Source organism: Salinibaculum sp. SYNS191 (assembly GCF_037338445.1).
GTDB lineage: Archaea > Halobacteriota > Halobacteria > Halobacteriales > Haloarculaceae > Salinibaculum > Salinibaculum marinum.
Genome location: NZ_CP147838.1, coordinates 2,757,927 through 2,778,292 on the forward strand (window position 1 = coordinate 2,757,927; position 20,366 = coordinate 2,778,292).

The window sequence follows — 20,366 nt, forward strand, 5'->3', positions numbered from 1 at the left end:
CGGCGCTACGGAGCCCCGTGGCTTAAACGGTGGCCCGCTACTCGGCCCAGTCCGGGTCGGTTCGCGGCGGGCTGAAGACGTCGACGCCGTCGACCGGCACGTCGGCGTGGTTCTCCGCGCTGTGGGCCTCGTCGCCGGGGATGACGTAGGACTCGCCGGGGCTGATGACGTGGTCGTCCCCGTCGACGTGGAAGGTCAGCGTCCCCTTGACAACGAGGCCGGCCTGCTCGTGGTGGTGGCTGTGTTCCGGGACGACGGCTCCGGGTTCGATGTGGAAGTGCTGGACGCTCATGTTCTCGCCCGCGGCCAGTTGCGTGAGGTGGACGCCGTCGACCACCTCGACGGTCTCGCCATCGGCGGGTGCCATCGACTGCATACGCTCACTCCACGCGGCACTCCCCTAAGCGTTGGCCCGGCCGCGCGCAGCGGCGGCGGTCACTCGCCGGACTCGTCCGTCCGGCCGACGAGGTGGACACGGAGGTCGTTGACGTTCGTCCCCGTCGGTCCCGTCTCCAGTATCGCCCCCCTGTCGTCGAGGAACGGGTGGACGTCGTGGGCGGCGAGTGCCTCGCGTGCGGCGTCGGCGTCGTCGACGGTCCGGTGGTCGACGAGCGCGCCGGCCGCGTCGGTCGCCCCGTCGATGCCGTCGGTGTCGACGCAGGCCAGCACCGTCCGGGAGTCCTCCAGGTCGACGGCGACCTGCAGTGCGAACTCCTGGTTGGGGCCGCCGGTCCCATCACCGGGGCCGGTGACGGTCGTCTCGCCGCCTGACACCAGCGCGACGGGGGGCTCGGCCGGGTGGCCGCTGGCCCGGCACTCCTCGGCGATTGCGGCGTGGGTCTTCGCCGCCTCGCTGGCCTCGCCGCGGATGCGCGAGGAGAGGACGACGGGCTCGTACCCCCGCTCGGCGGCGGTGTCGGCGGCGGCCTTGATGGCGGTGAGGCCGTCCGCGAGGACGTAGTTGGTGACGCGCTCGAAGGCGGGACTTCCCGGCCCGGGCGTCTCGGACACGTCGCCGTCGGCCCCCGCTTCGAGGTGGTCGCGGACGGCCGACGGCGCGTCCACGCCGTACCGGTCGAGGACGGACAGGGCGTCGGCGTAGGTCGTCTGGTCGGGTGCAATCGGACCGCTGGCTATCGTCGCGAGGTCGTTGCCCACCACGTCGCTGAAGACCAGTCCGACGACCGTCGCGGGCGCTGCCGCCGCTGCCAGTCGCCCGCCCTTGATTTGCGAGACGTGCTTCCTGATCGCGTTTATCTCGCCGATGTCGGCCCCCGAGCGCAGGAGGGCGTCGGTCAGCGCCTGGAGGTCCGCGAGCGCGATGCCCTCGGCGGGGGCGGTCATGAGCGCGCTGCCGCCGCCGGTGACCAGTACCAAGACGAGGTCGTTCTCTCCGGCAGAGTCGAGAACCTCCAGCATCCGGCGAGTGCTCTCGACCCCGGTCTCGCTGGGGACGGGGTGGTCCCCCGCCAGTACGTCTATCCGCTCGGTCGGGGCGGAGTCGTCGGTCACCACCGCCCCCGCGTCGATGCGGTCGCCGAGGACGCCCTCGACGGCGCTGGCGGCGGTCCCGGCCGCGTTGCCCCCGCCGACGACCAGCAGTCGGTCGTAGCCGTCGAGGTCACACGTCTCCCCCTGCACCGTCATCGTCCCGTCGCTGACCGCGACCGTCTCCCGGACCACCCGTTCCGGGTGTGCGGCGTCGATACCGGCCGCCACGCAGTCCAGTGCGTCCCCGTGCAGCGGCGAGTGCTCGATTCTCTCCCGGTCGGTGAACATATCGGCCGCAACAGGGCCTCGCGCAAAGCGCCTTTCGGTGGTCCCGGTCGAACGGAGCTTTCTTGCTCGCACAGCCGTACTCACGGGTATGTACGCCGTCGTCGGGTGCGGCGAGTGTTCCGCCCTCTGGATTGTCGAGGGACGGCCCCAGACCAGCCAGTGTCCCCGCTGTGGTACCACCCGCCAGTACGAGAAGCGCCGGCAGTTCGTCACGACCGACGACGAGGACCACGCTCGCGAAGTCCGCGCGTCGATGCTCGCCAACCGCCAGGACCTCGGCGACGCCTTCGCCGACCTGGATTCGTTCGCCGAGATGGAGTCCTACGTCGACGACGCCGGCGTCGACGACGAGACTTATCTGGAGGCGTCGGGCATCGACGCCGCCGAAGTGGCGGCCGCCGGGGAGCGAAGCGAAGCGGGAACCGCCAGCGGACAGAGCCGAAAGGAGACTGTCCGGCAGGCGCTACGGGACCTCGACACCCCCGACGAGGAGGCGGTGGTCGCGTACGCAGCAGAGCGCGGCGTCCCCGCGGAGTACACCAGAACGGCGCTGGAGAAACTCGTCCGCGCCGGCGAGGTCACGGAGAACCGCGGGAGGTACCGGCTGGTATGAACGTCCGCGAGGTCGACCCCGCGCCGCTCGTCGTCGGCGCGTTCATGGCACTCGCCGGGGGACTGTTCCTCGCACAGCCCTTCGTCGACCCGATTCCGGTCGGGGAGTCGGAGGTGCCCGTCGTCGCCTTCTCCTTCGTCGCGCTGGCCGTCGCGCTGGACCTCGGCGCGGTCCTGTTCTACTGGCAGGGCGAGCGCACGGTGGCACTGGTCCACGGCGTCGCCGGCCTGGGCTGGACGCTGCTCGTCCTCGGGCCGGTGCTGGGAAGCGGCGTCATTTGGTTTCTCGGCCTGGCCGTCGTCATCGGCGGAGCGGTCTTCCTGTTCGCCGAGATGTACCGCGGCCGCCGCTAGCGGCCCAGTTCCTCGTGGGCGCTGGCGAGGTGCCGCGAGGTGAAGGCCGCGACCAGCGAGAGTTCGCCGGCGAGCGCGCCGACGGCGATGATTTCCGCGAGCGCGTTCGCGTTCGCCCCCGCCGGTTCGCCCCCGCCCGTGTGCCCGAGAACGTCCAGCGCCTCGGACTGGGTGGGGAGCTTCGTCCCGCCGCCGACGGTCCCGACCTCCAGCGATGCGAAGGAGATGCTGGCGTAGAGGCCGCCCTCGCCATCCTCGTCGTCGCGGACCTCCATCGTCGTGATGGCGTTGGCCCCCTCGACGACCTGCGCGGCGTCCTGCCCGGTCGCCAGGAAGACGGCGGCGACGGTGTTGGCGGCGTGGGCGTTGAATCCCAGCGAGGCGGCCTTCGCACTGCCGATGAGGTTCTTCCGGGTGTTGCCCTCGACCATCGCCTCCGGCGTCGTCTTCAGCGTTTCTTCGACGTACTCGCGGGGGAGCACCACGTCGGCGGTGACCGAGCGGCCCCGACCCTCGATGGCGTTGATGGCCGCCGGCTTCTTGTCGGAGCAGAGGTTGCCCGACAGCGCCACGAGGTCGGCGGGGGTCTCCGATTCGACCAGTTCCGACGCTTCCCGCGTGGCGATGGTGGCCATGTTCATCCCCATCGCGTCCTTGGTGTCGTAGATAAAGCGCAGGAAGACGGAGTCGCCGACGACGTAGGGGTCGACGGCGGTGAGTTCGCCGTGGCTGGTCGTGGACTCGGCGGCCTCCCGGAGCCGTTCGGCGTTGTCGTCGACCCACTCGACGACCTGCTCGGCCTCGGCGATGCCGGCGACGCGGAACACCGGCGCGCGCGTCATCCCGCTGTCGGTGACCCGGGCCGTCGCCCCGCCCGCCGCGCGAATCGCAGAGAGCCCGCGGTTGACGCTGGCGACGAGTGCGCCCTCGGTCGTCGCGAGCGGCAGGTAGTACTCGCCGTCGGCCGCGCCGCCGTCGATGGGGACCGGTCCGGCGATGCCCATCGGGAGCTGTGCTCCGCCGACGAGGTTCTCGATGCTGGCGTCGACGTCCTCGGCGTCGAAGGTGTAGTCGGCGATTGCGTCCAGGTCGGCGTCGGTCTCCGTCTCGACGAGGTGACGGCGCGCGGCGGCGGCCGTCTCGGCGTCGGCGTGGTCCTCCAGTTCGTAGAGGCGCAGGTCCCCCTCGCGGACCCGCGCGGCGAGTTCGGCTGGGTCTGTCATGGGTTGCCTGTCGCAGGCGGCCCCCCTAAGCCCTGCGACCCTGCACTGGGTCCTCGCTTCACTCGGGGGACCGCCGCTCGCGGGTCGCAGTCGCTCCCCGCTCGCCACGCGAGGGTCTTCGTTTCACTCAGATCCTCGTACCCGCTCGACGAGACCAACCAGTTTGTCGAGGCGCTCGCTGGTGGCTACGTCGACCATCGTCTCCGAGCGGTCGTACATCCGCTGTAGCTCCCGTACCTGTTCGAGGTCACGCTCCGCGTCCTCGTCGTCCGCCTGCTCTAGGACCATCTCCGCGGCTTCGAGCGCGCGGGACATCATCTCTATCTCGCGGCGCACCTGCTGGTCGAGGTACTGCTGGAAGACGTACCAGAAGTCGTCCTCGGCCTCGAAGAAGGCGCGCTTGCCCTCGCCCGGCATCGACCGGCGCTGAACGAGGTGGAACCGTTCGAGCGTGCTCATCGCCGTGCTGACCGTCGACTTCGCGTACCCGCTCTCCTCCACCAGGTCGTCCAGCGACATCGGTTCCGCCGCGAAGTAGAGGATGCCGAACAGCCGGCCGTAGCTGCGCTTTGCCCCGTACACCTCGGCGCTGCGGGCCATGGCCTCGATGACTTCCTCCCTGGCGGCCTCGATGTCGGCCTCCTCGACGCCCTCGCCGCTGTCCTCGCTCATGGGATGTGATACTGAGGCGAAAGGTATAAATCGTTTCCTTCGGAATATTCGGTATATGCCGAATATAGATGACGACACCGAACCGGACGATAGCGACGTGACGACTCCCCGCGGCCGACTCGCGGCCGACGGCGGCAGCGACGACCTCCCGGAGGGCGTCGTATTGCGGGCGACCGACGTGGCGAAGACCTACGACTCGCCGCTGCCGTTCGGGCGGACCGTCGAGGTCCTCGACAGCGCGGACCTCGAACTCGGCGCGGGCGAAATCGTCGGCATCGTCGGCGAGAACGGCAGCGGCAAGTCGACGCTGATGAAGGTCCTCGTCGGCGCGCTGGAGGCCGACGCCGGTCAGGTCGAGCGGTCGGGCGCGGCGGGCTGGTGTCCCCAGGACCCGCTGTTGTACGACCGCCTGACCGTCTCGGAGACGTTCGACCTCTTCGGCCGCGCCTACGGGATGGACGCCGAGGAGATCGCCGAGGCCCGCGAGCGCCTCGCTGACCGCCTGGACTTCGAGCGCTTCCTCGACTATCGCGTGGACCACTTGAGCGGCGGCAACCGACAGAAGGTCAACCTCGGCGTCGCCCTGATGCACGACCCCGACGTGCTCCTGCTGGACGAGCCCTACACCGGCTTCGACTGGGAGACCTACCTCGCGTTCTGGGACCTGACGGAGGAGTTGACCGACCGCGGCACCGCTATCGCCATTATCTCGCACTTCGTCAGCGAGCGCGAACGCTTCGACCGCATCTACGAACTCCGCGACGGCCGCCTCCACGAGCAGGATGCGGTCGCGCCCGAGACGCCCGACGATGCCGGCGTGCAGGGCGGCCACGGCGACAGCCGCACGGACGGCCAGCGGCCGCCGGACGCGGAGGTGACCCCCGAATGAGCACCGCCGCGCGGTTGCGGGCCGGCACGAGCGCACACGTCCGCGAGTTCGTCCGCCGGCCGCTGCACGTCCTCTTTCTGGTCGTGCTCCCGCCGGTCGTCATCGAGGTGTACGGGATGGCGATGGAGACGTTCCCGGACCTGCCCTTCCTCTCGGCCCCGCCGGCGACGATGGGGCGCATCAACGGGGCGGTCTTCGCCGCCGCCTTCCTCGCTGGCCTCATCGGCCTGTTCCAGGTGCTCAGCGCCGCACAGGCCGACGAGCGCCTGGGACTGAGCGGCTTCCGGCGGGCCGAACTGTTCTGCTCGCGGCTGGCGGTCGTCGTCTCCGTGAGCGTCCTCGCCACCGTCGCGTCCTTCGCCGTCCTCGCGCAGTCGGTGACGGTCGCCGCGCCGCTGGTCGCCGTCGGCGCGCTCCTGCTCGGGAGTCTGCTCTACGGTCTCATCGGCATCCTCGTCGGTGCCGTCGCGCCCGGCGAACTGGAGGGGTCGCTCGTGCTGGTCTTCCTCGCAGACTTCGACGACTTCCTCTCCAGCGGACTGGTGAACGTCGACTCGCCGGTCGTGAACCTCACGCCGCTGCACTTCCCGCACACGCTGTTCACCGACGCCGTCCAGTCCGGAACCGTCGCGGCCGGTGACGTCCTCGGCGGCCTGGCCTACCTCGGCGTGCTCTCCGTACTCTCGCTGGCCGTCTACGTGCACACGACCGGAACGGGAGGTGTCTGGGCATGAGCGGACACCGGACCCTGACCGCGCTGGCGATGGGCGTACGCGAGTACCGGCGGATGCCGGTCCTGCTGGCGCTGATGGTCGCCCTGCCCGCTTACATCATCGTCGTCTTCGCCGCGCTCGTCCCGGACACGACTGTCCCGCTGGCGGTCCCGGGCGAAGGGACGCAGATGGCCTCGATGGTCGAGGTCTACGTCGCCATGTTCACGCCGATGGTCGCCGGCCTGGTCGGGGCCATCGCCGGCCTGTTCCTGATGCGGGCGACTCGTGAGGCCGACTCCCGCCTGATCATCGCCGGCTACCGGCCGCGCGAGGTGCTCGTTGCCCGCACCGGCCTACTCGCGGTCGTCGGCGTCTTCGTCACCGCCGTCGCCGTCGGCGCGACGTTCGTGACGCCGCTGTCGGTCGCCCACTTCGGCTGGTTCGTCGTCGCGACGCTGCTGGGTGCGCTGGTCTACGGGCTCTTCGGCGTCCTCGCCGGACTGGTCTTCGACCGCCTGGCCGGCGTCTACGTCGTCCTCTTCGGGTCCATGATCGACATGTTCGTCTTCCAGAACCCGATGGTGGCCGACGAGGCAGCCGTCGCGCCCTACCTGCCCGGCCACGTCCCGCTCGAACTGGCAATCGACGCCGGCTTCGGCACGGTCGAACTCGGCTCCGTCGCGCTCGGCGTCGCCTACCTCGCCGTTCTCGGCGTCGTCTCGCTGGGGGCCTTCTACCGCTCGGCGCGACCGGAGTGAATCCGCACGCAGTCTGTCGGTTCTGTCTCTTCGCCGTCCCCGTTTCCAGTGCTCGCCGTCCACACTCCCGCTCTTTTCACACTCTCGCCTGTTCGACCCCTCGCCATGCTAACTCATGTCGCTGTACCTGATATATTCAGCGCGTTTCTCCATCGAAACCGCTTTTTGAATACAAAATCTTTTCAATACGCTAGTTCGTAGACGGGTACACTACCAGGTGGGACACCGTGCCACAGATGGAAACAGCGCAGTTCGAAACAGACCTCAGCCTCTTCAAGTACGACAACTTAGAGCAGTTGCCCCCGGAGTACCGGGACCTCGAAGAGGATGAGCGCACAGCGCGCATCGAGGCCGCACTCGCCGAACTCGGCGACGACGTGGTCATCCTCGGCCACAACTACCAGCGCCGGGAAATTGTCGAGCACTCCGACTTCATCGGCGACTCCTACCAGCTCAGCAAGGAGGCCGCCGAGGCCGACGCCGACTACGTCATCTTCGGCGGGGTGACGTTCATGGCCGAGTCCGCGGACATCATCACCGACGACGACCAGACGGTCATCCTCCCCAGCATGGAGGCGTCCTGTCCGATGGCAGGCATGGCCGAGGCGCTGCAGGTCGACGCCGCGTGGGCCGAGATTACCGCCGCCACCGATGCGAACATCATCCCCATCACGTACATGAACAGCTACGCCGACCTGAAGGCCTTCTGCGCCGAGCAGGGCGGGCTGGTCTGTACGTCCTCGAACGCCCACAGGGCCTTCGAGTACGCCTTCGACAAGGGGGACAAGGTACTGTTCCTGCCGGACAAACACCTCGGCGAGAACACCGCCCACCGCCTCGGGATGGAGGACGAAATCGTGGAGTGGGACCCGTGGGACCCCGAGAGCGCCGACCCCGAGACGGCAGTCGAGAACGACATCATCCTCTGGGAGGGGTACTGCCAGGTCCACGAGCGGTTCCGTCCCGAGCACGTCGAGCAGGTGCGCGACGAGCACCCCGACGCGAACGTCGTCGTCCACCCCGAGTGCCGCCGCGAGGTCGTCGAGATGGCCGACGTCGTCGGGTCCACGTCAACCATCACGCAGACCGTCGAGGAGGCCGACCCCGGCGAGACGTGGGCCATCGGCACCGAGATTCACCTCACGAAGCACCTCTCGCGGTGGCACCCCGAGGTGAACGTCCTGCCGCTGTGTGGCGACGCCTGCATGGACTGCAACGCGATGCGGCAGATCGACCCGAACTACCTGACGTGGGTGCTCGAAGAACTGGTCGAGGGCCGCGAGCGCAACGTCATCGAGGTCGCGCCGGAGGAGAAGGAACTGGCGCGGGTCGCGCTCGACCGGATGCTCGAAATATGAAGCGACAGACCACCGACGTCCTCGTCGTCGGCGCGGGCATCGCCGGCCTCGCGGCCGCACTCGAAGCGGACCGCCAGGGCGCGGACGTCGTCGTCGCCACGAAGGCCGAACGGCCCGACGAGGCGTCGACGTGGTGGGCCCAGGGCGGCATCGCCGTCACCCGCGACGACCCCGAGCAGTTCGCCCGGGACATCCGCGATGCCTCTGCCGGCACCGCCGATGAGCACGCAGTCGAAACCCTCGTCACGGAGGCCGACGACGCCGTGCAGGACGTCCTCGTCGAGACGCTGGACGTCGAGTTCGACACCAACGGCGAGGGGTTCGATTACGGCCAGGAGGCCGCCCACGACGAACCGCGCATCCTCCACGTCGACGCCGCGACGGGCAAGCACGTCCACGTCCCGTTCCTGAACTACGTCGCCGACGAGACAGACGTCGAGATTCTGGAGGACACGGCCGCGCTGGAACTCGTCCGCCACGAGGGCCGGGTCTACGGCGCGGTGCTCGAATCCGACGGCGAGTGGGCCCCCACCTTCGCGGGGTCGACCATCCTCGCGACGGGTGGCATCGGCGCGCTGTACCCGCGCTCGACCAACCCCGCCGACGCCACCGGCGACGGCATCGCCATGGCCGCACTCGCCGGCGCTGACGTCGCGGACATGGAGTACGTGCAGTTCCACCCGACGGCGTACCACGGCGACGATGGGACGTTCCTCATCAGCGAGGCCGTCCGCGGCGAGGGCGCAGTCCTCCGCAACGGAGCGGGCGAGCGGTTCATGCCCGACTACCACGAGGACGCCGAACTAGCGCCGCGTGACGTAGTCGCGCGTGCGGTCAAGACCGAACGCGAGGGGACCGGCGAGGTCGTGCTGGACGTCTCCGACATCGACTTCGAGGGGACGTTCCCCGACCTCGCCGAGAAGTGCCGGGACAACGGCGTCCCGCTCCCCGAGATTCCGGTCGCGCCGGCCGAGCACTTCCTCTGTGGCGGCGTCGACGTGGACGACCGCGGCCGCGCCTCGCTGGACCGCCTGTGGGCCGTCGGCGAGTGCGCCCGGACGGGTGTCCACGGCGCGAACCGCCTCGCCAGTACCTCGCTGCTGGAGGGGCTGGTCTGGGGGCTGCGCGCCGGCGAAGATGCTGCCGGCAACGACTCCGAGGAAATCGAGCCGCCGGAACTGCTGGACCGCGACCCGGCGCTGCCGGACAACTTCGCCCGCGAGAAGTTCCACCGCCTGCGCCGCGTGATGGACGAGCAGGTCGGCATCGAGCGCACGCCGGACGGTCTCGGCCGCGCCCAGGCGGTGCTGCGCCGCCTGAAGGGCGAGGTCGACGCCTACGTCCGCACGCGCACCTCGCGGTCGCTGTACGAACTCCGCTCGGCCGCGATCGTCTCGCTGCTCGTCGCCCGCGCTGCCGCCGAGAACGACGAATCGGTCGGCTGCCACTATCTCGTCGACGAGGCCGAGACGCCGGCCGCAGACTGACGATGCTCACCGACTCCCAGATAGAGCAGTGGCTCGCGGAGGACGTCGGCCACCACGACGTGACCAACCAGGTCCCCGGCGAGACGACGGGTCGCCTCGTCGCCAAGGACGACGGCGTCGCCGCCGGCCTGGACGCCGCCGTCTCCGTCTTCGAGTACCTCGGCGTCGACGCGACGCCGCTGGTCGACGCTGGCGACCGCATCGCGGCCGGCGACGCAGTGCTGGAGACGGCGGGCCCCGCCCGCGAGACGCTGCGCGCCGAGCGCGTGGCGGTCAACGTCGCCGGGCACGCCTCCGGCATCGCCACAAGGACGCGGAATGCTGTCGACGCCGCTCGTGAGGTCGACGACGACGTCCGCATCGCCGCCACCCGCAAGACGACGCCAGGCCTGCGTGGCATCGAGAAGCGCGCCGTCGTCGCCGGCGGCGGTGACACCCACCGGCTGGACCTCTCGCACATGGTCATGGTCAAGGACAACCAGGTCGCGGAGATGGGGCTGGAGGGCGCCATCGCGCACTTCCGCGAGCGGGTGTCCTTCGCCACGAAAATCGAGGTCGAGGTCGAATCGCCCGAGGACGGAGCACGCGCGGCCGAAGCCGGCGCTGACATCGTCCTCTTCGACAACCTCTCCCCGGATGCCGTCGAGCGCGGCGTCGACCTGCTCCCCGAGCGGACGCTCGCAGAGGCAAGCGGCGGCATCACCGTCGAGGACGTCCCCGACTACGCCGCGACGGGCGTGGACGTCGTCTCGATGGGCTCGCTGACCCACTCCGCGCCGGCGCTCGACTACTCCTTCCGGACGGGTTGACTACTCGGCGAAGTCCTCGAAGGTCGGTCGGTCGTGGTCGCCGGGGAAGGCGTCGACGGGCGCGGTCGTCTGGTCGCCGCTGTCCATGTCCTTGACCGTCACCTCGCCGTTCGCGAGGTCCTGCTCGCCGACGATGACGACCGTCTCCGCGTTGATGGAGTCCGCGTAGTCCAGTTGCGCGCCGAAACTCCGGCCCGAGACGTCGGACTCGACGACGTGGCCGCGGGCGCGCAGGTCACGTGCGACGCGGGCGGCGACGTCGCGGGTGTCTCCGACCTGGAGGACGTAGTAGTCCGTCGACAGTTCCTCGGCGGGCCAGACGCCGGCGCGCTGGCAGAGTAGCGACAGCGTGGCGTAGCCCGGTGCGAACCCGACGGCTGGCGTTGGCTGGCCACCGAAGCCCTCGATGAGGTCGTCGTAGCGCCCGCCGCCGAAGACAGACCGGGAGACCTCGCCGGTGGAGTCGAAGCACTCGAAGACGACGCCGGTGTAGTAGTCGAGTCCACGGGCGGTCGTCAGCGAGAGCGTGCAGTACTCCCGGACGCCGAAATCGTTGGCCGCGGCGAGGACGTTCTGGAGGTTCTCGACGGCCGCTTCGACGCGGTCGGTGCCCGCGAACGCGACGAGTTCGTCGAGGCTGTCCTCGGGCGTGTCGAGCAGCCCGTCGAACTCCATCGCCTGGGCGTGCGTGAGGCCGGCCTCCTCCAGCAGGCGGGCGTACTCGTCGTCCTCGACCTTGGCGCGCTTGTCGACGGCGCGAATCGCCGCGCGTGTGTCCACGTCGGCGTCGAACGATTCGAGCAGGCCGCCGAGGATGTCGCGGTGGGAGACACGGAAGTCGAAGTCCTCGGCGGTCAGGCCGAGGTCGGTCAGGGCGTCGGCGGCGACGGCCAGAACCTCGGCGTCGGCGGTGGGGTCGGACGACCCGAAGATGTCGACATTGGTCTGGTAGAACTCCCGGAAGCGGCCCTGCTGTGGTTCCTCGTAGCGCCAGAACGGGCGCGTCGAGACCCACTTGACGGGCTTGGAGAGTTCCTGTTGCTTGGCGACGAACATTCGCGCGACGGTCGGGGTGAGTTCCGGCGTCAGCGCCACCTCGCGGCCGCCCTGGTCCTCGAAGGCGTAGAGTTCCTCGACGATCTCGTCGCCGCTCTTGTCGGCGTACATCTCGACGGCCTCCAGCGCCGGCGTCCCGATCTCCCGGAACCCGTAATTCTTCGCAGCCCCCTCGACGGTGTCCATCACCTGTCGGCGGGACTGCATCTCGGCGGGGTAGAAGTCGCGAAAACCCTTGATGCGGTCGTACATGTCCCGCCGTTCGAGCAGCGCGCGCTTGAAAGCTTCTGTCCGCCCTGCGCTCTCACTCGCGCAACCCAACGACGCGGGACTGGTCGTGTGCGGGGAAGATGTCGTCGACGCGCTCCTGGCCGTGTTCGTCGCGGATGAGCGCGCGCAGTTCCGTCTCGTAGTCGCCCTTCGGTATCGCCGCGCTGGGACCGGTCTCGACTTCCAGGTGCTCGGCGGCCAGCGCGTCGATGGCTCCGCGGCCGATGCCAGATAGCGGCGCGAGGTGGGCCACGTCGAAGCGGTCCTCGACGCTCTGGGCGAGCGGCCGGTCGACGGTCGGCACGCGGTCGTCGCGGCGGGTGCCGTCGGCGATGGCGTCGAAATCCAGCGCTGCGGCCCGTTCGAGTGCGTGTTCGTGGACCTGCTGGATGCCGTTGCGGGGGTAGCCGTCCGCGAGCATCTGTTCGACGGCCGCCGTTGCGACGTCGCTGTCGAGGTCGAGACGCGCGGACGGGAAGTCGACTGCGCTGGCGGCGTCGCGGGCGTGTTCGTAGTCGTCGGTGACGCCGAACGTACCACAGAGTAGCGTCACGTCGGCCACGCGGTCGAGAAGGAGCGCCGCCAGCGTCGAGTCCTTGCCGCCGCTGTACAGGAGCCCGACCTCCATCACCGGCGGCGGATGTCGAAGCTCTTGGAGTCCGGCGTCAGCTCCTGCAGGAGTTCCTTCATCTTGTCTTCGTCTATCTTCCCCTGGATGCGGCCGCTCTGGGCCAGCGCGACGATTTGCTGCTCTATCTTGTCGCCGTGTTCGGGCTTGGACATCTTGACGGTGTTGAGGCGTTTGCGCGCCCCGTCGGTGAGGTGCTGGCGGAGGATGGCCTTCTTCTGGGCCTCGGCCTGCTGGCGCTGGGCCTCCATGGCCTCCTCGTCCTGCTGTCCGGCCTGTTCTTTCAGCTGCTCTCGTTTCTTCTCCCGGAGCTTCTCGAGCTCCTCGTCACTGGGTTCACCACTCATACCCCACTGTTGTCGATTCGTGGGCAAAATCATTACGGGCGAGGGACGACCAGCGGGAGTGCCTCGATAAGCGAGCGGGGAGCGAAGCGACCCTGACTAGACGAACGCTGTCACTGAGCCGTCAACTCTCAGATCACGGATAGAAACTCCATTCTGTTTGGACGCGAATAGAAATATAGTTCTAATTACAGTTATCCGTCGAGCGGTCGACGATCAGCAATACGATGCCCGACTCACTGACAGCGAAAGAGCGGATCGCCGAACTGGCGGGGCTTCCGACACTGGCCTATCCGACCGTCTCCCCGAGTGGCGACGCCGTCGCCTTCTACTACGACGAGACGGGACGCAACGAACTGTACGTTCTCGATCTCGAATCCGGTGAAATGGCCCAGTGGAGCGAGGGAGAGGTACCGCGGGACGCAGGGTCGCCGCTGCACTGGAGCGCCGACGGCGAGCGGGTGCTGTTCCACCGTGACGAGGACGGCGACGAGCAGTACGACGTCTTCGCGATCGACGGCAGCGGAACCGTCGATGCACTCGTCCAGTCCGAGGGCCGAAACGTCGTCCACGACGTCGCGCCCGGCGGCGAGTTTCTCGTCTTCGAGTCGACCCGCGACGGACAGGTCGATCTCTATCGGCGCGACACGGCGAGTGGCGAGGTGACGCGGCTCACCGACGCCGACCAGCCGGTGTGGTGGTCGACGGTCTCGCCGACGGCCGACCGGATCGCGTACGTGAGCAACGCCGTCGGCGACCTCGACGTGTACGTGACCGCTGCCGACGGCACCGAGCAGCGCCCCCTCTCGATCAGCGCGGACGGCGCGGAGGCCGTCGCGGCGGATTGGCACCCCGACGGCGACCGGTTGCTCGTCGGAGACAACAGCGACGGCCTTGGACGCGTCGGCGTCTGCGACCTCGCGACCGGCGAGACGACCTGGCTGGGCGACGGCACGGCCGAGGAGACACCGGTGCAGTTCACGCCGGACGGCGAGCGCGTCCTCGCGACCCGCGACCGCGACGCGACGACCGTCCCGCTGGTCTACGACCTCGCGACGGGCGAGAGCCGGGAGTTCGACCTCCCCGACGGCGTCGGGCTGTTCGGCACCCATCCGCGGCTGCCGCGGCGGCTGGCGAACGACGCCGTCGTCGACGAGAGCCGGGTGATCGTCACACACACGACGCCGACCACGCGCCGGGAACTGCTGGTCTACGACCACGCGACTCACACCGCCGAGACGCTCGTCGCGGCCGAACACGGCCCGTTCGACACCCAGGACTTCGTCGACGCGGAGTACGTCACCTTCGCATCCGATGGCGTGCCCGAGACGCGCCAGGCCGCGGTCGAGCACGACCCGGCCCAGGAGTTCGAGGTCGGTGCCCTGCTCTATGACTCCGGCGAGCGCCCGTCGCCGCTGGTCGTCAAGCCCCACGGCGGCCCGCGCGGGCGGGACACGAAACGGTTCAGCGACTACACGCAGGTGCTGACCGCGTGTGGCTACTCGGTGCTGGAGGTGAACTATCGCGGGTCGATCGGCCGCGGACGGGAGTTCGTCGAGGCGCTCTACGACGGCTACGGCGGGGCCGAGCAGGGCGACATCGCGACTGGCGTCGAGTACGTCCTCGACGAGTACGACTGGCTGGACGACGACCGTGTCGCCGTCTTCGGCGGCTCCTACGGCGGGTACTCGGCGTACTGGCAACTGGTGCAGTATCCCGACCTGTACGCCGCCGGCATCGCGTGGAACGGGCTGACCGACCTCGTCGACCTCTACGAGCACACGATGCCGGGGCTCCGGGCCGCGACCGAGACCTACCTCGGCACGCCGGCGGAGAATCCGGATCTGTACGAAGAGCGCTCGCCGGTCACTCACGCCGACAATCTGGCCGCGCCGTTGCTGATGCTCCACGGGGTCAACGACCGCCGGGTACCCATCTCACAGGCACGACGCTTCCGCGAGGCAGTCGACGACGAGGCGGACGTGGAGTACCACGAACTCGGCGCCGAGGGTCACAGCACCACCGACCAGGAGCAGACGCTGCGCGCCTTCCAGTTGCTCGAGGACTTCCTCGGGCGGCGACTCGGCGCTGGCGAGACCGAGCAGCGGCCGGTCGATGGCGTCTGAGCGACGGCGTCGGCACCCTGATTTTAGGGTGATACTGCCGAAACGGGCGGACATGACCGAGGAGTTCGTCCAGCAGGCGAGTCCGGACGAGGTGTTCGCCGCGCTCTCGAACGACACGCGCGTCGGGATTCTCCAGGCGCTGCAGGCGGCGGACAGCCACGAAGCCGCGTTCTCGACGCTGCGCGAGGCTGTCGGCGTCGAGGATCCGGGACAGTTCAACTACCACCTCGGCGAACTCACGGGACGGTTCGTCAGGAAGACCGAGACGGGTTACCGTCTCACACAGGCGGGCAAGCAGATGGCGGGTGCGCTTGCCTCGGGCGCGTACACGGTGGAGGGACGATTCGACCCGCTCACGCTCGACGCCCCCTGCCAGGCCTGTGGCGGGACGCAGACGCTGGCATACGAGGACGAGGCGGTGCGCATCGAGTGCGAATCCTGTCCGGCGACGACTGCGTTCGCGGTGCCGCCGGCGGTGTTCGCGGAGTGCGACCGCGAGGAGATTCCGGCCATCGCCAGCCGGTACCTGCGCGCGACGATGGATCTACAGTACAACGGCTTCTGTTCGTACTGCAACAGTCGCGTCCAGCAGACGGTCGCCGCGCTGTCGGCGCTGGAGTTACCCGACCGCGTCCCGGACGGCGCCCTCGACGACGTCGTCGAGGATCCGGCGTCGACGCCGTGGGTGCAGTTCGACTGCCAGCGGTGTGGCGCGACGGCCAGTGCGAACCTCGCAGGTGTCCTGCTGTCCCACCCCGCTGTCGCCGGGTTCTACTACCGGCACGGTATCGACGTCTCGGAGCACCCCGTCTGGTCGTTTCCGCCGATCGACTCGCTCGAACTGGATGTCCCGTCGCGCGACCCGCTCCGTGCCAGCGTCACGTATCGGGAGGGCGATGACGCGTGCCGGATAGTAGTGGACGAGCGCCTGCAGGTCGTCGAAACTGACTGTTGAGCCGTCGGCTCCGTCGTGAACGAGTGACCGCTGTGGCCGAGCGGGCGTCTCGTCGCCCGCTCACGGGGAAGGGCAGGGCTGCCGTGGTGCGGTGGCGGTAGTGGTGATCCGTGTCGTACTGCGAGCGCTCTACCGAGCGCGAGGTGCCTCCACGCGAGCACAGCGAGCGTGGGCTCGCGGGAGCTTCGCTCCCGCGGTGTTTTTCTCCAAGTTTTTGCAAGGAGGGTGCGCCACGCGCCAACGGCGCGTGTGCGACACCCGACGCAGCAAAAAGTGGTGTCTAGGCGTAGCGCTCGAGCGCCGGGTCGTCGAGGTCTTCGAGCACTTCGGTGGCGGTGTCGTCGAGGAGGCTCTGGCCCTCGCCGGTGATGACGCGGCCCTCGCCCTCGGCCGTGTCGACGTAGCCGGCCTCTTCGAGTTGCTGGAGCGCGGTGCGGATGATGTTGCCCGACCCTTCGGACTGGCGGCGCGGGCGGACGCGGTAGCGGTTCGAGCCCTGCTTGGCGTCGCCGTACTCGGTGCGGAGGCTGCCGACGCCGACGGGGCCGTCGATGGCGACCTTTCGCAGCAGGGAGGCGGCGCGGCGGACCCAGAAGTCCTCCTGCTCGGGCGGGAGTTCGCGGTCGACGCCGGTCGTGGTGAACTGGAGCCACTCGGGTTCTTCGATGGCCGATTCGTCGGCGAGCTTCTCGGCGACCGCCTCGATGAGGTCCTCGGCGGGCGCGTCGTAGAGTGTCGTCATTGCGACTTCCTTCCCGGTGGCGTCATTTAAGAACATCGTTTACCGACGGCGGCTGTCGGCCCCGATGACGGCGGCTGCGCCCCCGCCGAACAGCGTCGGGAGCCAGTAGGTCGCCCCGCGATGGATGAGCACGGCGGCGGTCGCCACCGAGGCGGAGACGCCCGCCGTCGGGACGAGCAGGGCGATGAAGGCGGCCTCCAGTCCGCCCAGTCCGCCGGGGAGCGGCGTCGCACCGGCGATGGACCCGACGGGGACGACGAACATGGCCGCCGCGAACGGGGTCGTGTAGCCGAGCGAGTACAGCGAGAGCCACAGCGAGGTCGACAGCGCCAGCCAGCCCAGCGCGGAGAAGCCCATCGCCCTGGCAATGGTCCCCTGGTCGTTCGCGACGCGACCGACGGAGTCGAAGAAGCCGTCGATGCGGTGTTCGACGGCGGACTCGTCCGGGGGCGACCGGCCGGGAATCACCCGGGCGACGAGGCGGACCACCGGCGTGACGACGTGGGCGACAGTCGCCTCGACCCGGTCGCGGTGTCGCCAGCCGAGTATCGCGGCCGTCAGGATGAGTACGACGAGGAGGACGACGCCGCCAGCCGCGACAGCGACGTTGCGGGTCAACTCCGCTGCCCCGGCGATGACGAGGACGAACCCGATGACTGCGAAGCCGATGGAGGGGACGAAATGCAGCGTGTCGACGCTGGCGATGGCGGCGAGCCCGTTCTCGTACTCGCTGTCGGCGACCGAGGAGATGAGCAGCGCACTCACCGGCTCGCCGCCCGCCTGCCCGAAGGGGGTGACGTTGTTCGAGAACACGGCGGCGGAGAACACGAAGATGGCCCGGGGCGCGGAGACGGGCGTTCCCATCGCTCCCAGCACCGTCCACAGCGCCATACCCCACGCCGAGAGCCAGACCGTGGCGACGCCGACGATGAGGACGAGGACGGACGTATCTGCGCGCGAGAGCGCGTCCAGCACGTCGTCGACGCCGATGAACCAGACGATGATTGCCAGCACGACCAGCGCGGCGAGAAAGCCGACGAGGGTCGTGAGGCGGTCGCCGTCCATACCGTGCCGGTCGGGCGACGCCCGCTTGAAGCCACCGGATGGCCGACGTTTTTACGTCCCCCGTCGAATGGGCGGTATGGACGAACGCGCCGCGCTCGGCCGCCTCGACGAGACGCTCCCGGCCGCCGGCGACGACGCGGCCGTCGTCGACGGGCTGGTGTTGACGACGGACATGTTACACGAGTCGACGGACTTCCCCGACGGGACGACCCGCTACACGGCGGGCTGGCGGGCGGTCGGGGCGTCGCTGTCCGACGTGGCCGCGATGGGTGCCGAGGCGGTCGCCGCCGTCGCCGTCTACGGCGCGCCGGAGTTCGACTGGGACGAAATCGCCGCCTTCGTCGACGGCGCAGCCGACGTCTGCGAACTGGTCGACGGGGCCTACGTGGGTGGCGACCTCGACGGCCACGGGGAGTTCACCGTCGCGACGACGGTTCTCGGGCGGACGGACGCGCCGGTCCTGCGCTCGGGTGCCAGCCCCGGCGAGGCGGTCTGCGTGACCGGGGCGCTAGGCCGGACCGGTGCTGCCCTCCGACACTTCCAGACGGGCGACACCGAGCGGGGCAACGACCTCTTCCGGTTCGAGCCCCGCGTCGCGGCGGGCCAGGTGCTGGCCGACCACGCCACCGCGATGATGGATTCGAGCGACGGGCTGGCCCGGTCGCTGCACCAGCTCGCCGACGCGAGCGATTGCGGTTTCGCCGTCGAGACGCCGCTGCCAATCGACGACGCTGTCGACGCGGTGGCCGCAGACGAGGCCGAACAGCGGGAACTCGGCGTCTTCCTCGGCGAGGACTTCGAACTCGTCTGTACGCTCCCGGAGACGGCGCTCGAACCGGTCCGCGAGCGTCTCGACGTCCCGCTGACGCACATCGGGACGGTCACGGAGTCGGGCGTGACGCTGGACGGCGACGCGCTGCCGGACCGTGGCTACACCCACGGCTGAGCCCAGTCGCCGGCGAGACGACAACTTACGGGGTGACGATTTCGACTGGAATCGGGGTGAAACAGAGCGCGCCGAGCACCAGCGTCAGGACGCCGACCGCGACGCGCTCCCGGTCGAGCGGTTCGTCGCGCATCGGCGAGGCGGGGCCGGCGTAGGCCAGCCCCGTCGCGAACAGGCCCCACATCGCCCAGATGCCGACGGAGTCGAACCCGCCGCGGACGAAGGCGAGGTAGCCGGCGAGCGCGAACAGCGCCCCTGGAACGGCCGCAGCGATGGTCTCCTGGCGGGGGCCGACGATGGCGCGGACGATGTGGCCGCCGTCGAGCTGGCCGACCGGCAGGAGGTTCAGCACCGTCACCAGCATCCCGACCCACCCACCGAAGACGACGGGGTGGACGAGCCCTCGCTCCAGTTTCCCTGCCGTCCCGGTCAGCTCCGCGATGATGGTCAGAAGCGGCGGGTTGTTGAACTGGATGCGGGTGGCGCTCTCGCTGGCGGTCGCGGCGGCTTCCTGGACCGCGAGCGGCTCCAGTTGCAGTCCGACGACGGTCACGACGACAGTCGCAGCGAGGCCTGCCAGCGGTCCCGACGCGCCGATGTCCAGCAGCGCCCGTCGCGTGGGGATGCGCTCGCGCATCCGGATGACCGCGCCCATCGACCCGATGTACAGCGGGAGCGGGATGAAGTAGGGCAGGGAGGCGTCCACGTCGTGGTACCGCGTCATCACGTAGTGGCCGAGTTCGTGGACGCCGAGCACGCCGATGATTGCCGCCGAAAACGGCCACGCCTCCAGGGCAGATAGCGGGTCCGAGAAGACCGGGAGCTGGTACCAGTAGAAGGCCCCCGCGAACAGCGTCGACAACACCGTCAGCACGAAGAGGACTGCGTTGCGCCAGGGGAACCCGCTGATGCCCCGGGGCTGTGCGACGAGGACGTAGCTGTCCGGCGGCACCTGCCGGTCGCGGTCCGGGTGGTCGTCCCGAATCTCGATGCGGTAGCCGTACTCCCGGAAGAGGGCGACGAGTTCGCGCTCCAGCGTCCGCGCGTCGGCGGCGGGACGGCCGACGTACAGCAGACGGTCACCCGCGGTGCTGACGTCGTAGACGTCGAAAACGGGGGCGAGGTCCGCCGGGGAGGGTGCGGACTCGTCGCTCGCGCGCATCGGCTACCGGTAGTCGACGGGCGAGGATAAAGACCCCGGACCGGGCGCGAACCCGGTGGAGAGAGCGGGGCGTGTCTGCGGGGGACGGTCGGCGGCTCAGGCAGGTTCGACGCGCCACGTGGTGGCGCTCGTGTACGACCACTTCTCGATTTCGAGTTCGGCTGCGGACTCCCGGAGTTTCACCATCAGCGCACCGATTTCCTTCGGGGAGAGACCGACCTCGTCCGCGATGAACTTGCTCTTGAAGTACATCTCGCCGTCGGCGGCTTTCTCCGCCAGGTAGGACTTCAGGCGCTGTTCTTTCGAGCGGCCGTCCGTGGAGGGCTGTTTTGTTGCGCTCATGTCTGCCTCACTTCCACGTACCGGCTATAGGAGTATATAAAGGGAGGAACCTTTGCGCCCCTTCGACCTGTTTCAC

At 69.3% G+C, this 20,366-nt stretch carries 22 protein-coding genes; 11 read left to right on the forward strand and 11 right to left on the reverse strand.

What is annotated here, in order from left to right; genetic code table 11:
- Positions 1-37: 37 nt before the first annotated feature.
- Together WDJ57_RS14620 and WDJ57_RS14625 are read right to left on the reverse strand one after the other, a co-directional pair.
- Positions 38-376: a cupin domain-containing protein gene (locus WDJ57_RS14620; protein ID WP_338901553.1), complete on the reverse strand. Its 339-nt coding sequence runs from the start codon at positions 374-376 to the stop codon at positions 38-40.
- 59 nt (positions 377-435) lie between these two features.
- Entirely contained in the window at positions 436-1,779 is a 1,344-nt protein-coding gene (locus WDJ57_RS14625; RefSeq protein ID WP_338901554.1) for a glycerate kinase type-2 family protein, read from the reverse strand.
- 88 nt (positions 1,780-1,867) lie between these two features.
- Here WDJ57_RS14625 and WDJ57_RS14630 point away from each other — a divergent pair, with 88 nt between their 5' ends.
- Together WDJ57_RS14630 and WDJ57_RS14635 are read left to right on the forward strand one after the other, a co-directional pair.
- The gene (locus WDJ57_RS14630) at positions 1,868-2,392 is read left to right on the forward strand and encodes a DUF5817 domain-containing protein (protein ID WP_338901556.1); all 525 of its coding nucleotides are present in this window, start codon (positions 1,868-1,870) and stop codon (positions 2,390-2,392) included.
- Positions 2,389-2,745, forward strand: a complete 357-nt coding sequence (locus WDJ57_RS14635) for a hypothetical protein (protein ID WP_338901557.1) — start codon at positions 2,389-2,391, stop codon at positions 2,743-2,745. The genes WDJ57_RS14630 and WDJ57_RS14635 overlap by 4 nt, the downstream gene beginning before the upstream one ends.
- Here the strand turns inward: WDJ57_RS14635 and hmgA are convergent.
- A complete protein-coding gene (gene hmgA, locus WDJ57_RS14640; protein WP_338901558.1) occupies positions 2,742-3,968 on the reverse strand; it encodes a hydroxymethylglutaryl-CoA reductase (NADPH) in 1,227 nt (408 codons plus the stop codon). The two genes, WDJ57_RS14635 and hmgA, sit on opposite strands and share 4 nt — an antisense overlap.
- A gap of 123 nt (positions 3,969-4,091) precedes the next feature.
- Positions 4,092-4,640: a GbsR/MarR family transcriptional regulator gene (locus WDJ57_RS14645; RefSeq protein WP_338901559.1), complete on the reverse strand. Its 549-nt coding sequence runs from the start codon at positions 4,638-4,640 to the stop codon at positions 4,092-4,094.
- Positions 4,641-4,695: 55 nt separating this feature from the next.
- Between WDJ57_RS14645 and WDJ57_RS14650 the strand changes: the two genes are divergently transcribed.
- The 6 genes from WDJ57_RS14650 to nadC all read left to right on the forward strand — a co-directional run bounded on the left by WDJ57_RS14650 (position 4,696) and on the right by nadC (position 10,654).
- The gene (locus tag WDJ57_RS14650) at positions 4,696-5,529 is read left to right on the forward strand and encodes an ABC transporter ATP-binding protein (protein WP_338901560.1); all 834 of its coding nucleotides are present in this window, start codon (positions 4,696-4,698) and stop codon (positions 5,527-5,529) included.
- A complete protein-coding gene (locus tag WDJ57_RS14655; RefSeq protein WP_338901561.1) occupies positions 5,526-6,263 on the forward strand; it encodes a hypothetical protein in 738 nt (245 codons plus the stop codon). Before WDJ57_RS14650 ends, WDJ57_RS14655 begins: the two co-directional genes overlap by 4 nt.
- Positions 6,260-7,000, forward strand: a complete 741-nt coding sequence (locus WDJ57_RS14660) for an ABC transporter permease (protein ID WP_338901562.1) — start codon at positions 6,260-6,262, stop codon at positions 6,998-7,000. Before WDJ57_RS14655 ends, WDJ57_RS14660 begins: the two co-directional genes overlap by 4 nt.
- Positions 7,001-7,236: 236 nt before the next feature.
- Entirely contained in the window at positions 7,237-8,358 is a 1,122-nt protein-coding gene (nadA, locus tag WDJ57_RS14665; protein WP_338901564.1) for a quinolinate synthase NadA, read from the forward strand.
- Complete coding sequence (locus tag WDJ57_RS14670; RefSeq protein ID WP_338901566.1) at positions 8,355-9,845, forward strand: L-aspartate oxidase; 1,491 nt, start codon at positions 8,355-8,357, stop codon at positions 9,843-9,845. The genes nadA and WDJ57_RS14670 overlap by 4 nt, the downstream gene beginning before the upstream one ends.
- A gap of 2 nt (positions 9,846-9,847) precedes the next feature.
- Positions 9,848-10,654 carry a carboxylating nicotinate-nucleotide diphosphorylase gene (nadC, locus tag WDJ57_RS14675; protein WP_338901568.1) on the forward strand — a complete coding sequence of 269 codons (807 nt, stop codon included), beginning with the start codon at positions 9,848-9,850 and terminating at the stop codon, positions 10,652-10,654.
- On the opposite strand, the gene hisS is transcribed toward nadC, so the two are convergent.
- From hisS to WDJ57_RS14690, 3 genes are read right to left on the reverse strand one after another with little or no spacing between them, the layout of a single operon-like run.
- Positions 10,655-11,962: a histidine--tRNA ligase gene (gene hisS / locus WDJ57_RS14680; protein WP_338901569.1), complete on the reverse strand. Its 1,308-nt coding sequence runs from the start codon at positions 11,960-11,962 to the stop codon at positions 10,655-10,657. It abuts the gene before it with no gap.
- Between the two features lie 52 nt (positions 11,963-12,014).
- On the reverse strand, positions 12,015-12,608 hold the full coding sequence (locus WDJ57_RS14685) for a DUF7411 family protein (RefSeq protein WP_338901570.1): 594 nt from the start codon (positions 12,606-12,608) through the stop codon (positions 12,015-12,017).
- The gene (locus WDJ57_RS14690) at positions 12,608-12,955 is read right to left on the reverse strand and encodes a DNA-binding protein (protein WP_338901571.1); all 348 of its coding nucleotides are present in this window, start codon (positions 12,953-12,955) and stop codon (positions 12,608-12,610) included. The genes WDJ57_RS14685 and WDJ57_RS14690 overlap by 1 nt, the downstream gene beginning before the upstream one ends.
- 224 nt (positions 12,956-13,179) lie before the next feature.
- Here WDJ57_RS14690 and WDJ57_RS14695 point away from each other — a divergent pair, with 224 nt between their 5' ends.
- Both WDJ57_RS14695 and WDJ57_RS14700 read left to right on the forward strand, forming a co-directional pair.
- Positions 13,180-15,078 carry a S9 family peptidase gene (locus tag WDJ57_RS14695; protein WP_338901572.1) on the forward strand — a complete coding sequence of 633 codons (1,899 nt, stop codon included), beginning with the start codon at positions 13,180-13,182 and terminating at the stop codon, positions 15,076-15,078.
- A gap of 52 nt (positions 15,079-15,130) precedes the next feature.
- On the forward strand, positions 15,131-16,033 hold the full coding sequence (locus WDJ57_RS14700; RefSeq protein WP_338901573.1) for a winged helix-turn-helix domain-containing protein: 903 nt from the start codon (positions 15,131-15,133) through the stop codon (positions 16,031-16,033).
- A gap of 280 nt (positions 16,034-16,313) precedes the next feature.
- On the opposite strand, the gene WDJ57_RS14705 is transcribed toward WDJ57_RS14700, so the two are convergent.
- Together WDJ57_RS14705 and WDJ57_RS14710 are read right to left on the reverse strand one after the other, a co-directional pair.
- Positions 16,314-16,775, reverse strand: coding sequence for a 30S ribosomal protein S19e (locus WDJ57_RS14705; RefSeq protein WP_338901575.1), 462 nt, complete (start codon positions 16,773-16,775; stop codon positions 16,314-16,316).
- A 39-nt stretch (positions 16,776-16,814) separates the two neighbouring features.
- Positions 16,815-17,840 (reverse strand): lysylphosphatidylglycerol synthase transmembrane domain-containing protein, encoded by a 1,026-nt coding sequence (locus WDJ57_RS14710; RefSeq protein WP_338901576.1) that lies wholly within the window; start codon positions 17,838-17,840, stop codon positions 16,815-16,817.
- Positions 17,841-17,916: 76 nt separating this feature from the next.
- Here WDJ57_RS14710 and thiL point away from each other — a divergent pair, with 76 nt between their 5' ends.
- Positions 17,917-18,786: a thiamine-phosphate kinase gene (gene thiL, locus WDJ57_RS14715; RefSeq protein WP_338901577.1), complete on the forward strand. Its 870-nt coding sequence runs from the start codon at positions 17,917-17,919 to the stop codon at positions 18,784-18,786.
- A gap of 25 nt (positions 18,787-18,811) precedes the next feature.
- Here thiL and WDJ57_RS14720 read toward each other — a convergent pair whose 3' ends face one another.
- Positions 18,812-19,948 carry a site-2 protease family protein gene (locus tag WDJ57_RS14720; protein ID WP_338901579.1) on the reverse strand — a complete coding sequence of 379 codons (1,137 nt, stop codon included), beginning with the start codon at positions 19,946-19,948 and terminating at the stop codon, positions 18,812-18,814.
- Positions 19,949-20,044: 96 nt separating this feature from the next.
- On the reverse strand, positions 20,045-20,290 hold the full coding sequence (locus WDJ57_RS14725) for a DUF7123 family protein (protein WP_338901580.1): 246 nt from the start codon (positions 20,288-20,290) through the stop codon (positions 20,045-20,047).
- Positions 20,291-20,366 lie beyond the last annotated feature (76 nt).

Bases quoted from the DNA above. Each gene is read 5' to 3' on its own strand.
- WDJ57_RS14690 (WP_338901571.1), bottom strand. From the start codon at position 12,955: ATGAGTGGTGAACCCAGTGACGAGGAGCTCGAGAAGCTCCGGGAGAAG.
- WDJ57_RS14630 (WP_338901556.1), top strand. From the start codon at position 1,868: ATGTACGCCGTCGTCGGGTGCGGCGAGTGTTCCGCCCTCTGGATTGTC.
- hmgA (WP_338901558.1), bottom strand. From the start codon at position 3,968: ATGACAGACCCAGCCGAACTCGCCGCGCGGGTCCGCGAGGGGGACCTG.
- WDJ57_RS14660 (WP_338901562.1), top strand. From the start codon at position 6,260: ATGAGCGGACACCGGACCCTGACCGCGCTGGCGATGGGCGTACGCGAG.
- WDJ57_RS14655 (WP_338901561.1), top strand. From the start codon at position 5,526: ATGAGCACCGCCGCGCGGTTGCGGGCCGGCACGAGCGCACACGTCCGC.
- WDJ57_RS14700 (WP_338901573.1), top strand. From the start codon at position 15,131: ATGACCGAGGAGTTCGTCCAGCAGGCGAGTCCGGACGAGGTGTTCGCC.
- WDJ57_RS14725 (WP_338901580.1), bottom strand. From the start codon at position 20,290: ATGAGCGCAACAAAACAGCCCTCCACGGACGGCCGCTCGAAAGAACAG.
- WDJ57_RS14670 (WP_338901566.1), top strand. From the start codon at position 8,355: ATGAAGCGACAGACCACCGACGTCCTCGTCGTCGGCGCGGGCATCGCC.
- WDJ57_RS14720 (WP_338901579.1), bottom strand. From the start codon at position 19,948: ATGCGCGCGAGCGACGAGTCCGCACCCTCCCCGGCGGACCTCGCCCCC.
- WDJ57_RS14620 (WP_338901553.1), bottom strand. From the start codon at position 376: ATGCAGTCGATGGCACCCGCCGATGGCGAGACCGTCGAGGTGGTCGAC.
- nadA (WP_338901564.1), top strand. From the start codon at position 7,237: ATGGAAACAGCGCAGTTCGAAACAGACCTCAGCCTCTTCAAGTACGAC.
- WDJ57_RS14710 (WP_338901576.1), bottom strand. From the start codon at position 17,840: ATGGACGGCGACCGCCTCACGACCCTCGTCGGCTTTCTCGCCGCGCTG.
- WDJ57_RS14650 (WP_338901560.1), top strand. From the start codon at position 4,696: ATGCCGAATATAGATGACGACACCGAACCGGACGATAGCGACGTGACG.
- nadC (WP_338901568.1), top strand. From the start codon at position 9,848: ATGCTCACCGACTCCCAGATAGAGCAGTGGCTCGCGGAGGACGTCGGC.
- WDJ57_RS14685 (WP_338901570.1), bottom strand. From the start codon at position 12,608: ATGGAGGTCGGGCTCCTGTACAGCGGCGGCAAGGACTCGACGCTGGCG.
- WDJ57_RS14645 (WP_338901559.1), bottom strand. From the start codon at position 4,640: ATGAGCGAGGACAGCGGCGAGGGCGTCGAGGAGGCCGACATCGAGGCC.
- WDJ57_RS14695 (WP_338901572.1), top strand. From the start codon at position 13,180: ATGCCCGACTCACTGACAGCGAAAGAGCGGATCGCCGAACTGGCGGGG.
- WDJ57_RS14705 (WP_338901575.1), bottom strand. From the start codon at position 16,775: ATGACGACACTCTACGACGCGCCCGCCGAGGACCTCATCGAGGCGGTC.
- WDJ57_RS14635 (WP_338901557.1), top strand. From the start codon at position 2,389: ATGAACGTCCGCGAGGTCGACCCCGCGCCGCTCGTCGTCGGCGCGTTC.
- hisS (WP_338901569.1), bottom strand. From the start codon at position 11,962: ATGTACGACCGCATCAAGGGTTTTCGCGACTTCTACCCCGCCGAGATG.
- WDJ57_RS14625 (WP_338901554.1), bottom strand. From the start codon at position 1,779: ATGTTCACCGACCGGGAGAGAATCGAGCACTCGCCGCTGCACGGGGAC.
- thiL (WP_338901577.1), top strand. From the start codon at position 17,917: ATGGACGAACGCGCCGCGCTCGGCCGCCTCGACGAGACGCTCCCGGCC.